Raw genomic sequence first — 12,251 nt, 5'->3', positions numbered from 1 at the left:
TGTGGACGACGCGCGAGAGCGGCCGCGTCTGGTAGGGCCGAGATCGTCTGCTGGTCGGGAGCACTCCGGCCGGCGCGTCGTCTCCCTGGGCAGCAGACGATCAAGGCAGCCCGCACCCACGGTCAGATAGAGAAAGATAATCTTCAATGAATGGCTTGAAAGCCGGCTTCAGGCCGTGAACAGAATGGTGGCAGTTCCTTTCGTCGCTCCCCGCGTCGCCTCGGCGACCAACCCCCTGGGAGGAAAGATGAACAGTCCCCTGCGCGCGGTGGCCCGCGCCGCCGCCACCGCCCTGGCCGCCGTGGTCGCCATGGCCGCCGCGACCGCCGTCGCCCCGTCCCCCGCCAGCGCCGCCCCGGCCGGCCTGCCCGGCATGGACGTCTCCAGCTGGCAGGGCAACGTCAACTGGTCGGCCGCCTGGAACAACGGCGCCCGGTTCGCGTACGTCAAGGCGACCGAGGGCACCGGCTACACCAACCCGTACTTCGCCCAGCAGTACAACGGCTCGTACAACGTCGGCATGATCCGCGGGGCGTACCACTTCGCCCTGCCGGACCGGTCCAGCGGCGCCACCCAGGCCAACTACTTCGTCGACCACGGCGGCGGCTGGTCCCGCGACGGCAAGACCCTGCCGGGCGCCCTGGACATCGAGTACAACCCGTACGGCGCGACCTGCTACGGGCTGTCCCAGGCCTCGATGCGCAGCTGGATCGCCTCGTTCGTCAACCAGTACTACGCGCGCACCGGCCGGTGGGCCACCATCTACACCACCACCGACTGGTGGACCACCTGCACCGGCAACACCTCGCAGTTCGCCGCGAACAACCCGCTGTGGATCGCCCGGTACGCCAGCACGGTCGGCACCCTGCCCGCCGGCTGGCCGACGTACTCCTTCTGGCAGTGGGCGTCCTCCGGCGTCTTCCCCGGTGACCAGAACGTCTGGAACGGCAGCCTGGACCGGCTGAAGGTGCTGGCCTGCAACGGACCCTGCTGAGGCACCCGCCCTCCCGTACCGCCGCGGCGGTGGTCCTGTCCCCGGACGGGTCCACCGCCGCGGCATTCTATAAGCCGTGCGTGATATAAAGGAGTCATGCACGCCTTCGATGTGCTGGGCGAGCCGGTGCGGCGGCGGATCCTGGAGCTCCTCGCCGACGGCGAGCGCAGCGCCGGCGAGGTCTGCGCGGTGATCCGGGAGGAGTTCGGCATCTCCCAGCCGGCCGTCTCCCAGCACCTGAGGGTCCTGCGGGACAGCGGCTTCGCCACCGTGCGCCCACAGGGCACCCGGCGGCTGTACGCGGTCAACCCCGAGCCGCTGCGCGAGGTCGAGGACTGGCTCGGTCACTTCCGCCGGTTCTGGGCCCAGCCGCTGGACGCCCTGGCCACCGAGCTGGCCCGGGGCCGGCGGCAACGGCGGCTGGCCGAGGAGGCCGCCGCGGCCGAGCACCGCCGGCACGACGACGAAGGCCAAAGCGCCCACGAGGAGAGGACCGGTTGAGTGGACGTCACCCATCAGATCGCCGCGGTGGAGCGCCGGGTGGGCAGCCGGGTGCTGCCGGCCGGCGAGGCCCGCGTGCTGACCATCTCCCAGGCGTACGACGCGCCGGTGGAGGACGTCTGGGACGCCTGCACGGACCCCGACCGGATCCGCCGCTGGTTCCTGCCGGTCAGCGGCGAGCTGCGGCTACACGGCCGCTACCAGTTGGAGGGTCAGGCGGGCGGCGTGGTGCAGCGCTGCGACCCGCCGGAGAGCTTCGCCGCCACGTGGGAGTACGGCGGGGAGGTCAGCTGGATCGAGGTGCGGCTGACCGCGGAGCCGAACGGGCGTACCCGGTTCACCCTGGAGCACGTCGCGCACATCGACGACGAGACCTGGGCCCGGTTCGGCCCGGGCGCCATGGGGATCGGCTGGGACCTGGCGCTGGTCGGGCTGTCCACGTACGTGGGCGGCGGCACCGGCGGCGTCACGCCGGAGCAGGCGAACGCGTGGCTGGCGTCCGACGAGGGGCGGGAGTTCATCGTGGAGAGCGGCCGGCGATGGGATGAGGCGAGCGTCGCCGCGGGCACCGACCCGGCCGAGGCCACCGCGGCCACCGAGCGTGTCGTCGCGGCGTACACGGGGGCGCCGCCGGCCTGACCCGGTCGCGGTCCACCGGAGCCGCCGGGGCGAAAATCGGGCGGCAGGATGTCGGGGGTACGGGGCAGACTGTCGCGCATGCCTGTTCGAACCGTCGCCGACCTGCTCGCCCTGCACGCCTCGGGCGCCGGGGTGAAGTATCTGCACTTCTGGGGCCACCGGCCGCGGCGGGACGGCTCCGTCGGGCCCGGCTGCCTGAGCCAGTGGTGGCCGGCGCCGTTCACCGTGGACGGCCGCACGTTCGACACCGCCGAGCATTGGATGATGTGGCACAAGGCCACCCTCTTCGGCGACCACGGGGTGGCCGAGCGGATCCTGAGCGCCGGGCACCCGCAGCGCGCCAAGTCCCTCGGCCGCCAGGTCAGCGGCTTCGACGAGACGGTCTGGGCCGCCCGGCGGTACGACATCGTGGTGGCCGGCAGCGTCGCCAAGTTCGCCGCGCACGACGACCTGCGAGCGTTCCTGCTCGGCACCGGTGACAGCGTGCTGGTGGAGGCGAGCCCGGTGGACCGGGTGTGGGGCATCGGCCTGGCCGCCGACCATCCCGACGCGGCGGACCCGGCCCGCTGGCGGGGCGCCAACCTGCTCGGCTTCGCCCTGATGGACGCCCGGGCGGCGCTGCTCGGGGCCGATTCCCCCACGCCGCAACGCTGACGGCGACCATGCGGCAGCACGCCGGCAACGAGGCAGCCCGGCGACGCGTAAAACGTGACGGCGGCGGCGGTGCGGTCGACGGCGGAGGCGGGCGGGCCGGTACGGTTTCGGCGTGACCGGCCTCCCCCACTCCCACTGCGCCTACTGCGGCGCCGCCTACCCGACGGCGGCCGGCTGGCCCCGCGTCTGCGCGGCCTGCGGCCAGACGGTGTGGCGCAACCCGCTGCCCGTCGCGGTCGCGGTGCTGCCCGTGCGCACCGCCGCCGGCCTCGGCGTCGTCGTCGTCCGCCGGGACATCGAGCCGGCCCGCGGTCAGCTCGCCCTCCCCGGCGGCTTCATCGAGTACGGCGAGGACTGGCGCGACGCCCTGGTCCGCGAGCTGCGCGAGGAGACGGGGCTCGTCGCGGCCGCCGGGGAGGCGCAACTGTTCGCGGTGCACGGCGCGCCGAGCGGCGGCACCATGATGGTGTTCGGGACGCTGCCGGAGCGCGCGGCCGGGGAACTGCCCCCGTCCGCGCCCACCGAGGAGGCCACCGAGTGGCTGGTGCTCACCGAGCCGGTCGAGCTGGCGTTCTCCACGCACACCCAGGTGCTCGCCGACTTCCTCGCCCAGCAGCCCGGGGCTTGATTCCCGTACTGCCCGTCGCTACTTCATCGACTGGAGACCGACCGACGGCGCCGCCCGTGGTCGACGGACCGCTGCGGCATGATGTGCGGCCATGACGGACTATTCGGGGCTGCTGTCCCGCCTCGCTCGGCGGGCCGGTGCGGACGAGCCACCCGCTCCGCACGGCCTGCCCGCCCCGCTCTCCCCGACCAGGATCGCCGAGGCGGAGCAGCGTCTGGGCTTCGCGCTGCATCCGCTGCTGGCGGCGATCTACCGGGACCTCGCCAACGGCGGCTTCGGCCCTGAGTACCAACTCCTCAGCCTGGTCGACGGCCCGACCTCGGAGCAGGCGGTCGACTGCTATGCCGAGGCCCGCGCCGAGTACGCCGACACGGAGTGGGCCTGGCCGGAGGGTGTCCTGCCGATCCTCACCTGGGGCTGCGGCATGTACGCGTGCGTCGACTGCCGCAGCGACGACGGCACGGTGCTGCTCTTCGAGCCCAACCCCGGGGATCCGGACCTCGCCTGGTGGATCGACTCGCCCAGCCTGGCCGCGTGGCTCGAGCACTACGTCGACGACACCGGCTGGTGGGTCAAGGCGGAGGCGGGCGAGGACATCGACGAGATGGCTCCCTGGCCGCACGCGAGGGACAGGGCGACAAGCTGACCGGGAACCGCCGGAACCGGCGCGAGCACGGGGACCCTTCTCCAGAAGGGTCCCCCTTCTCACAGGTCAGCTGGCCGTGAGCGTGACGTCGTCGACGACGAAGCTGGTCTGCAGCGACGCGTCCTCGACGCCGGTGAACTTCAGCGTCACCGTCTGTCCGGCGTAGGCGGCGGCGTTGAACGTGCGCTGCGTGTAGCCGCTGGCGGCGTTGAGGTTCGAGTACGTCGCGAGCGTGGTGGTGCCGAGCTGGACGGTGAGCCGGTCGTACGCCGTGGTGGTCGTGGTCTCGGCGGTGTCGACGTGCAACCAGAACGACAGGGTGTACGTGTTGCAGCCGGCCGGGATGGTCAGCGACTGGGACAGCGTGTCGGTGTGGCTGCTGCCGTACCCGTCGAGCCACGCCTTCCAGGTGCCGGTGCGGGCGGCCTGGCCGCTGTCGTTGGTGATCACGCCCGAGCTGGCCGTCCACGGGGCGCTGCCGCTCTCGAAGCTGGAGTTGCCGACCACCTGGCCGCCGGAGCAGCCGCCGGTGCCGGTCACCGTCAGCGTGTACGTGGTGGTGCGGGTGGCCGACCCGGTGCCGATGACCGTGATCGTGTACGTGCCGGTGGCCGCCGTGGACGAGGCGGTGACGGTCATGGTGGCCGAGCCGCCGGAGGTGACCGAGGACGGGCTGAACGAGACGGTCACGCCGCTGGGCGCGCCGGAGGCGGACAGGCCGACGGTCTGGGCGCTGCCGCTGGTGGTGGCGGTGGAGACGGTGGCGGTGGCGGAGCCGCCGCGGGCGACGCTGCCGGAGGTGGGGCTCACCGCGACGGAGAAGTCGTTGGTCGGGGTGCCGGTGCCGACCGCGAGGTTCCAGATCGCGTACGCGACGCCGTCGGCGCTGCGGTTCAGCCCGGTGGCGTTGATGTTGCTGGTGGTGTCGCAGGACCGGTGGTAGCAGGGGTCGTACGACGCGCCGGCCGTGCCACCCCACTTGGCCGCCTGCGCGGAGGTCTTCGTGTAGCTGGCGCCCGTCGCGTACCCGGAGGTCTGGATGCCGGCCTGCTGGAAGTAGTAGTCGTCGGAGCGGCCCTGGCCCTCGACGTTCTCCTCCGGCTGCAGGCCGAGGGAGTCCCAGTACGCCTTCAGGGGCGCCGCCGTGGCCGAGGTGAGCCGGTTGATGAAGTAGCCGCCGTTGGTGGAGGCGACCATGTCGAAGTTGTAGTACCCCTTGATGTAGCCGCGCTGGGTGGTGTTGAGCGAGTTGACGTAGAACCTGGAGCCCTGCAGGCCCTGCTCCTCGCCGTTCCACCAGGCGAACCGGACCCGCTTGGTCATGCTCGGGTTCTGCTGGGCCAGCACGAGGGCGTTCTCCAGCAGGACGGACGAGCCGGAGCCGTTGTCGTTGATGCCCGGGCCGGCGGAGACGCCGTCGAGGTGGGCGCCGAACATGACCACCTGGTCGGCCGGGCCGCCCGGCCACTCGGCGATGAGGTTGTTGCCGGGGTACGTGCAGGTGGTGCAGAGCTGCTCGGTGACGGTGTACCCGGCCGCCTGGAGCTTGCCCTTGACGTAGTTGAGGGAGGCGGTGTAGCCGGCCGAGCCGGATCGTCGGTTGCCGCCGTTGCTGGTGGCGATGCTCTGGAACTGGCTCAGGTGGGCCTGGACGTTGGTCACCGAGATGTCGGGGGCGGCCAGCGCGGCGACCGGGGCGGCGGCTACGGCCGGCGCGGACGCGGTGGCCGGCTGGGTCGCCAGGGTCGCCGTCAACGCGGCGACGGAGGCGAGCGCCAGGCCGGTGGTCAGTGTCGTGCGTCTCATGAGGGCTCCTCGGTGCAGGTGGGATCTGTGCACCTGGCCGTGACCGGCCCCGCCCGCGGGGGTGACCGGGCGGGGCCGGCGGCACCCCGACGGGACACCGCCGTGTTCGTTCCAGGGAAGAAAACACTTACACGTGTCGATCTCTCGGTCAACATCCGTCCCGGTCGTACTCCCGCGCCGATCCCCCGAGAGCCCGCCGGCCCGCGCCGTGGCGGGTGCGACCCGGCCGGGTGGCGCGGGCGCGCCCGGACTGCGACGCGTCCCGGCTGGTGGCAATCTGGCCCGATGGGCCGGCGGGACACAGTACGGTGACGGCCGCCGGACGAGCGAGCAGGCACGGGAGGAGAGCCGGGAATGGCAGAGGACATCACCACGACCGACGAGTGGCGGGCGCTGGCGGCGCACGCGGAGAAGCTGCGGGACGCGCACCTGCGCGACCTGTTCGACGCCGACCCCGAGCGGGGCGAGCGGCTCGCCGGCGAGGTGGCGGACCTGCACGTCGACTGGAGCAAGAACCTCGTCACCGACGAGACGTTGGACCTGCTGGCGGCCCTGGCCCGGCGGGCCCGACTGGCCGACCGGATCGCCGCCATGTTCTCCGGCGCGCACATCAACTCCACGGAGGACCGGGCGGTCCTGCACACGGCCCTGCGCCGGCCCCGCGACGCCTCGCTGACCGTGGACGGCCGGGACGTGGTCGCCGGCGTGCACGCGGTGCTGGACCGGATGGCGGCGTTCGCCGAGCGGGTCCGCTCGGGACAGTGGGTGGGGCACACCGGCCAGCGCATCCGCACGGTGGTCAACCTCGGCATCGGCGGCTCCGACCTCGGGCCGGTGATGGCGTACGAGGCGCTGCGGGCGTACCGGGACGCGGGGATCACCTGCCGGTTCGTCTCCAACGTCGACCCCACCGACATCGCCGAGGCGATCGCCGACCTCGACCCGGCGAGCACCCTGTTCGTCGTGGTGTCGAAGTCGTTCACCACTCAGGAGACCCTCGCCAACGCCCGGCAGGCCCGCGCCTGGCTGCTGGCCGGCCTGGACGGCGACGACTCCGCCGTCGCCCGGCACTTCGTGGCGGTCAGCACGAACGAGCAGCGGGTCCGCGACTTCGGCATCGACCCGGAGAACATGTTCGGCTTCTGGGACTGGGTGGGCGGCCGGTACTCGCTGCCGTCGGCCGTCGGCCTGTCGGTGATGCTGGCCGTGGGGCCGGACCGGTTCCGCGAGCTGCTGGCCGGGTTCCACGCGGTCGACGAGCACTTCCGCACCACCCCGGTGGAGCGCAACGTCCCGGCGCTGCTCGGGCTGCTGAACGTCTGGTACACCAACTTCCTCGGCGCGCAGACCCACGCGGTGCTGCCGTACTCGCAGTACCTGAGCCGGTTCCCGGCGTACCTGCAGCAGTTGACGATGGAGAGCAACGGCAAGTCCGTGACCCTCGACGGACAGCGGGTGTCGTACGACACCGGGGAGATCTTCTGGGGCGAGCCGGGCACCAACGGCCAGCACGCCTTCTACCAGCTCATCCACCAGGGCACCCGGCTGGTGCCGGCGGACTTCATCGGGTTCAGCCGGCCCCGGCACGACCTGGCCGACATGCACGACCTGTTCATGTCGAACTTCTTCGCGCAGACCGCCGCGCTGGCCTTCGGCCGCACCGCCGAGCAGGTGGCGGCGGAGGGCACCCCGGCGGAACTGGTGGCGCACAAGGTGATGCCGGGCAACCACCCGACCACCTCGATCATCGCCCCGGAGCTGACCCCGGGCGTGCTCGGCCAGCTCGTCGCCCTGTACGAGCACATCGTGTTCACCGAGGGCGCCGTCTGGGACATCAACTCGTTCGACCAGTGGGGCGTGGAGCTGGGCAAGGTCATGGCCAACCAGCTCGCGCCGCTGCTCACCGGGGCGGAGGCCGACCTGTCCGGGCTGGACTCGTCGACCCGGGCGCTGATCGCCCGCTACCGCGCGCAGCGGCACCGCGCCGGCTGACCCGCGCGCACCTCGTCGAGAGCCGGGGGGGGGCGGGGGGGGGGGGGGCGGGGGTTTTGTGTTGAGAGGGCCGGGGGTGGGGGGGGGGGGCGGCAGGGGGGGGGGGCCCGGGCGCCCGCCGCGCGCGGGACCCCGCACCGCCGCGGGCGCTGCCCCCCCCCCCCGCCCCCCCGGCCCCCCCCCCGGGCGCCCCCCCCCCCCCCGCGCCGCGCCCGGGCCCCCGCCTACCCGGCGCCCCCCGGCTCTTTTCTGTCTCTCGCTCGGCGGATCGAGGCGGTGCGCCTCAGGTGTGGACGCCCTGGCCGCGCTCCTCGCGAGTCACCGCGAAGGCGTCCGGCCTGGTCCGCCGGAGCAACTCGCACCGCTCGTCGAAGACCTCGATCGCCCGCTGCAGGCTGCATCCCTCGGCCTCGCGGATCGCCTGCATCGCGGGAAGGATGCGGCGCTTCACGATCAACTCGTCGATCGGCTGCCAAGGGTCCATGCGATCATCCTGAATCTGAAGGCGTCGTGATTGAAGGGGACATTACCCCCCTTTATGCGTCAATCATGCTGAATCAGGATGAGTCACCCGCGACAGAGGGCATGTCCGGCTGTCGAGCCAGGAACTCTCGTCGCCCACCGCGATCGCCGCCACCACCTGGCAGGCGGCGAACCGGTCGGGGGCCGCCGGATCGGCGACGACATCGATCAGGTACGGGACCACGGCAGCGCTCGCCTCGAACCGGGACCCCTGGTGCACGAGCAGGTCGGCGAGGTCGCTGTACGCGCTCCGGCGAACCTCCCGGCTGTCCGACCTCACCGCGCGCAGTAGGTCGGGAATCTCGACAGCCGGGCCGTACGCATGACTCACCGAGGACCGGTCAGCCTCGACGGTGGGGTTCGCGCGCCGGGACATCCGACCACCATAGGCGTGGGGCCACCGGTACTGCCGCCCGACGCCGGCGATGCTCACCGCAGCCAGCCCAGGAAGCGGCGGTGCAGGGTACCGGCGGGTGCCCACGTCAGATCCTCGGCGGCGCGGGCGAACTGCGCCCCCATGTACAGGGCGAGCGACATCGGCGCGTCCGCGAACTCAGCCTGTAGTTCCTGCCGCCGCGTCCGGCAGGGCCAGGGCACGCCGCAGCCGCCGCAGCTCCAGATCGGCAGCACCGGGCCATGGGCGGTCACGCCCGCACCCCCAGGAACCGCGCCATGATCGTCCGGGCCTGCCGGCTGATCGCCCAGTCCACCTGCGAGCACGGGTACGGCGTGAGTCGCCCCCACCACGCCCGGCAGCCGGTGCACATGCCGTCGAGTCCGCGCAGGTGGACGGCGAGGACCACCCGCTCCTGCTCGTCGCTCACTCGGTCTCCCCGACCGGCCAGTGACCACGGTTGATCGGAATCCGGTGCCGGGCACGGCAGGGCAGGTCGGCACCGCACCGGCAGACTCGCCGCCACTTCCGCCAGCACCACACCGGCCGGTGCCGACGGGCGAAGGTCAGCGCGGCGGCGAGCAGGTACTCCTCGTACGAGACGCGCTGGGTAGGTGGAGCCAAGCGGTCATGACGGGTGGCGCTGTTGGTAAGGCGACGCCAGCGCCCCTCCGGCACGGCCCGCGTGATCTCCTCGACCGGTATCCGATCCGCCTGGGCCAACGCCAGGAGCCGCCGCTTCGCCGCCTCCTGCTCGGCCGCCTGGATCCGCTGGCCCCTGCTCTCGTTGGCGGCGTCGGCCTGACCGCCCATCCCTACCTCCCTGGTAGGGGCACGGCGGCAGCCCATGAAGCAGCTACATCGCGGCACCCGGTCAAACGGAGGCAAGCGCCTCCGCCGAACCGGACACTAGGGCGGATTGGTGCTGGCGGAATTACCGGCGGTTATGACGCCAGGTTGATTCCCATCCGGCCGGCCAGCAACCGCAGATCGTTCGGGATGGCGCGGCGCTTTGCCCGCTGCGCGATGGCCACGACGGCGTCCCGGGCCAGGGGGTTCAGGGCGAACGGTGCCGGTGCGGCCTGCTCAGCCCGCACGAACGCGGACAACGCCTCCGCGTCACGGCGGCCGGACTCGGCCAGCGCGCGGCCGAGGTCGAGCCAGTAGGACTGCTGGCGGATCGACGCCGCGAGAACCTGCGGCCGTACCGTCCGGGACAGCTCGATCACCCGGCCGTGCTCACCCTGTTCCGCCGCAATGGACATCTCCCACAGCTTCACGTTCGTCGGCCCGAAACCACAGCCGTTGAATCCTGCGCCGTCAGACGGGTCCCCGAGGGTCGCTGCCTCACGAGCCGCTTCGGAGAGGTGGTCACGAGCAACGTCCGGTCGACCGCTCACGGTCGAGGTCAGCGCCGCCGAGAGGTGGAGCTGGCCGAGCATCTGCCGGACCCGCTCGTCGGCGGCGTTGGCCTGGAGTTCGGCCAACGACCGGTCGGCGGCCCTGGCGGCAACCAGCGCGGACTCGATCGGCAGGCTCTGCGTGTACGCGAACCGCGAGGCGCCGATCCACGCCGACTCCTCCACGTCCTCCGCGGCGACAACTGCCACCCGCGCCGCGTTGAGCGCCAGGTGCCGATACCCGAGGTTCCGCAGGCACGTCGAGGCCTGGTAGGCCACCTGGGCCAGCACGGTCCCGCCGAGGGCGGCAGCATCGAGCAGAAGACCGGGGAGCAACCGGGCCATCGCCGGATAGTTGGAACGGGTGCGAAGTTCGTCGGCACGCGCGATACCGGCGGCCACCTCATCCCTGGTGCGGGTCATCGCGCGGCGTTCGCCATCCTCGATCTCGATCAGGGCCGACCAGATCGCCGGCACGCATTCGGCGGCCCGCTCTCGGGCCGGGTCACCCGATTCCGTGCCCTGGCCGAGCAGGTCGGCCACAGTAACCTGGAGCGCGGCGGCGATGGCGACCAGGGTGGAGCGACGGTCGATCGTCTTACGACCGGACTCGACCTGCGAGACATAAGCCTGGCTGACGCCCGCGAGCCCGGCGAGAACGGCTTGGGTCATGCCGCCACGGCGCATCCGCCAGTACCGGATCCGGGCACCGATGGTGTCGGCCTTCCTGTCCATGCCCTTCGCCTACTTCCCAGGTAGAGGACCGGGATGGCCGGCCGCCAGCCCCTGCCGGCAAGCCGTCGCTTCGGACGGTACACCGGTCATCGACAGCGCCGTCACGTCGCGCCACGGCCGCCTACAACCCTTGAGTCAGGAGCCGAGGTGATGGACGGCAACCGGCGGTGGGCCCGGCAGATGGGCTTCGACGATCCCAAGGTGGGCCACCGGTACGGCGCGGAGCACCTGCACGAGGTGCTGGAGTGGTGTGCCGAGCTGGGCATCCACCACGTGACCCTGTTCCTCGCCTCCGTCGACAACATGCACAAACGCGCGTCCGCCGAGGTGGAGAACCTGATGCGGATGATCGAGGAGGTGGTGACGAAGCCACTTCTGCGTCCCGACAGCCCATGGCAGCTGCACCTGGCCGGCCGGGCGGACGTCCTGCCCGACTCGACACGGCACGCCCTGAAGCTGGCCGAGGACGGCACCCGCGAGCGGCGTGGAGACTTCCATGTCACGGTCGCCATCGGCTACGACGGCCGCGAGGAGATCGTCAGCGCCGTGCGTTCCCTGCTGGAGCAGGAGGCGCGAGCGGGGGCGACTCCCGGCGACCTGGCGCAGCGCCTGACCGCCGACGCCCTCGCCACGCACCTGTACACCGGCGGCCGGCCCGACCCCGACCTCGTCATCCGTACGAGCGGGGAACGCCGCATGTCCGGGTTCCTGCTCTGGCAGGCCTCGTCATGGAGATGGCGATCGTGCTGGTGTCGCCGCTGGTGCTCAGCATCGCCGGTCCGGCGGAGTTGGGCGTGGTCGACGCCGTCGGCTGGACGGGCATGGTGCTGGTCGGCGGGCTGATCAGCCTGACCCGGGAACCCCGCGACCGGATCCGGGCGATCACGCTCGTGGCCGGCGTACACGCCGTGCTGGTGCTCGCGATGGGGATGCAGCACACGGTGTGGACGGTGGGCGCGGCGATGGCCGGGATCCTCGGCGGGTACGCCGTGACCAACGCGGTCACCGCCACGATCTGGCAGCTCAAGACGCCCAGCGAGTTGCAGGGACGGGTCTTCGCCGTACGCCGGATGATGGCCTGGTCGGCCGAGCCGGTCGCCTACGGCCTCGCCGGACCGGTCGTCGCCCTGGTCGGCGCGCCGTTGTCCGCCGAGGGCGGGGCGCTGCACGGGGTGACAGGGGCCGGCGCCGGCGCCGACATCGCCGCCGTCTTCCTCCTCCTGGGTCCGGCGCTGCTCGCCGTCGTGGCGGCGACCCTCCTGCGGCCCTCGGTGCGGCGTCTGGAGCGGGTGCTGCCCGACGCGCCGTCTCCGGTGAAGGTGCCCGCGGCGTGACGCGAG

Annotated in this window: 14 protein-coding genes and 1 pseudogene; 9 read left to right on the top strand and 6 right to left on the bottom strand. The window is 72.3% G+C overall.

Annotated elements, in window-relative coordinates; all coding sequences use genetic code 11:
- The first annotated feature begins 247 nt into the window (after nucleotides 1-247).
- From ACGFIZ_RS21170 to ACGFIZ_RS21145, 6 genes are all read left to right on the top strand, one after another.
- Entirely contained in the window at nucleotides 248-994 is a 747-nt protein-coding gene (locus tag ACGFIZ_RS21170) for a lysozyme (protein ID WP_393421638.1), read from the top strand.
- 96 nt (nucleotides 995-1,090) lie between these two features.
- Nucleotides 1,091-1,495, top strand: a complete 405-nt coding sequence (locus ACGFIZ_RS21165; RefSeq protein ID WP_393421636.1) for an ArsR/SmtB family transcription factor — start codon at nucleotides 1,091-1,093, stop codon at nucleotides 1,493-1,495.
- Complete coding sequence (locus ACGFIZ_RS21160) at nucleotides 1,496-2,134, top strand: SRPBCC family protein (protein WP_393421634.1); 639 nt, start codon at nucleotides 1,496-1,498, stop codon at nucleotides 2,132-2,134. It begins immediately after the preceding gene.
- Between the two features lie 78 nt (nucleotides 2,135-2,212).
- Nucleotides 2,213-2,788 (top strand): NADAR family protein, encoded by a 576-nt coding sequence (locus tag ACGFIZ_RS21155; RefSeq protein ID WP_393421632.1) that lies wholly within the window; start codon nucleotides 2,213-2,215, stop codon nucleotides 2,786-2,788.
- A gap of 112 nt (nucleotides 2,789-2,900) precedes the next feature.
- Entirely contained in the window at nucleotides 2,901-3,416 is a 516-nt protein-coding gene (locus ACGFIZ_RS21150; protein WP_393421630.1) for an NUDIX domain-containing protein, read from the top strand.
- 91 nt (nucleotides 3,417-3,507) lie between these two features.
- Entirely contained in the window at nucleotides 3,508-4,062 is a 555-nt protein-coding gene (locus ACGFIZ_RS21145) for an SMI1/KNR4 family protein (RefSeq protein ID WP_393421628.1), read from the top strand.
- Nucleotides 4,063-4,128: 66 nt separating this feature from the next.
- Here the strand turns inward: ACGFIZ_RS21145 and ACGFIZ_RS21140 are convergent, their stop codons facing one another.
- Complete coding sequence (locus ACGFIZ_RS21140; protein ID WP_393421627.1) at nucleotides 4,129-5,868, bottom strand: M28 family peptidase; 1,740 nt, start codon at nucleotides 5,866-5,868, stop codon at nucleotides 4,129-4,131.
- A 354-nt stretch (nucleotides 5,869-6,222) separates the two neighbouring features.
- Here ACGFIZ_RS21140 and pgi point away from each other — a divergent pair, with 354 nt between their 5' ends.
- Nucleotides 6,223-7,860: a glucose-6-phosphate isomerase gene (gene pgi / locus ACGFIZ_RS21135; protein ID WP_393421625.1), complete on the top strand. Its 1,638-nt coding sequence runs from the start codon at nucleotides 6,223-6,225 to the stop codon at nucleotides 7,858-7,860.
- A 283-nt stretch (nucleotides 7,861-8,143) separates the two neighbouring features.
- Here the strand turns inward: pgi and ACGFIZ_RS21130 are convergent, their stop codons facing one another.
- From ACGFIZ_RS21130 to ACGFIZ_RS21110, 5 genes and pseudogenes are all read right to left on the bottom strand, one after another.
- On the bottom strand, nucleotides 8,144-8,344 hold the full coding sequence (locus ACGFIZ_RS21130; protein ID WP_393421623.1) for a hypothetical protein: 201 nt from the start codon (nucleotides 8,342-8,344) through the stop codon (nucleotides 8,144-8,146).
- 63 nt (nucleotides 8,345-8,407) lie between these two features.
- Entirely contained in the window at nucleotides 8,408-8,758 is a 351-nt protein-coding gene (locus tag ACGFIZ_RS21125) for a hypothetical protein (RefSeq protein WP_393421621.1), read from the bottom strand.
- Between the two features lie 53 nt (nucleotides 8,759-8,811).
- Nucleotides 8,812-9,030 (bottom strand): hypothetical protein, encoded by a 219-nt coding sequence (locus tag ACGFIZ_RS21120; protein ID WP_393421619.1) that lies wholly within the window; start codon nucleotides 9,028-9,030, stop codon nucleotides 8,812-8,814.
- Nucleotides 9,027-9,350: pseudogene (locus ACGFIZ_RS21115) on the bottom strand (hypothetical protein); the annotation flags it as partial. The gene ACGFIZ_RS21120 and the pseudogene ACGFIZ_RS21115, both read right to left, overlap by 4 nt.
- 370 nt (nucleotides 9,351-9,720) lie before the next feature.
- Nucleotides 9,721-10,911 (bottom strand): helix-turn-helix domain-containing protein, encoded by a 1,191-nt coding sequence (locus ACGFIZ_RS21110; protein WP_393421617.1) that lies wholly within the window; start codon nucleotides 10,909-10,911, stop codon nucleotides 9,721-9,723.
- A 150-nt stretch (nucleotides 10,912-11,061) separates the two neighbouring features.
- On the opposite strand from ACGFIZ_RS21110, the gene uppS reads away from it, so the two are divergent.
- Entirely contained in the window at nucleotides 11,062-11,754 is a 693-nt protein-coding gene (gene uppS / locus ACGFIZ_RS21105) for a polyprenyl diphosphate synthase (protein WP_393421744.1), read from the top strand.
- Complete coding sequence (locus tag ACGFIZ_RS21100; RefSeq protein WP_393421757.1) at nucleotides 11,706-12,245, top strand: hypothetical protein; 540 nt, start codon at nucleotides 11,706-11,708, stop codon at nucleotides 12,243-12,245. The genes uppS and ACGFIZ_RS21100 overlap by 49 nt, the downstream gene beginning before the upstream one ends.
- Nucleotides 12,246-12,251 lie beyond the last annotated feature (6 nt).

Origin of the sequence: Micromonospora sp. NPDC048830, assembly GCF_043198215.1 — a bacterium.
Classification (GTDB): Bacteria; Actinomycetota; Actinomycetes; order Mycobacteriales; family Micromonosporaceae; genus Micromonospora.
Note: the sequence above shows the minus strand (reverse complement) of the source record. Positions and strands in the feature narration are given on the sequence as shown.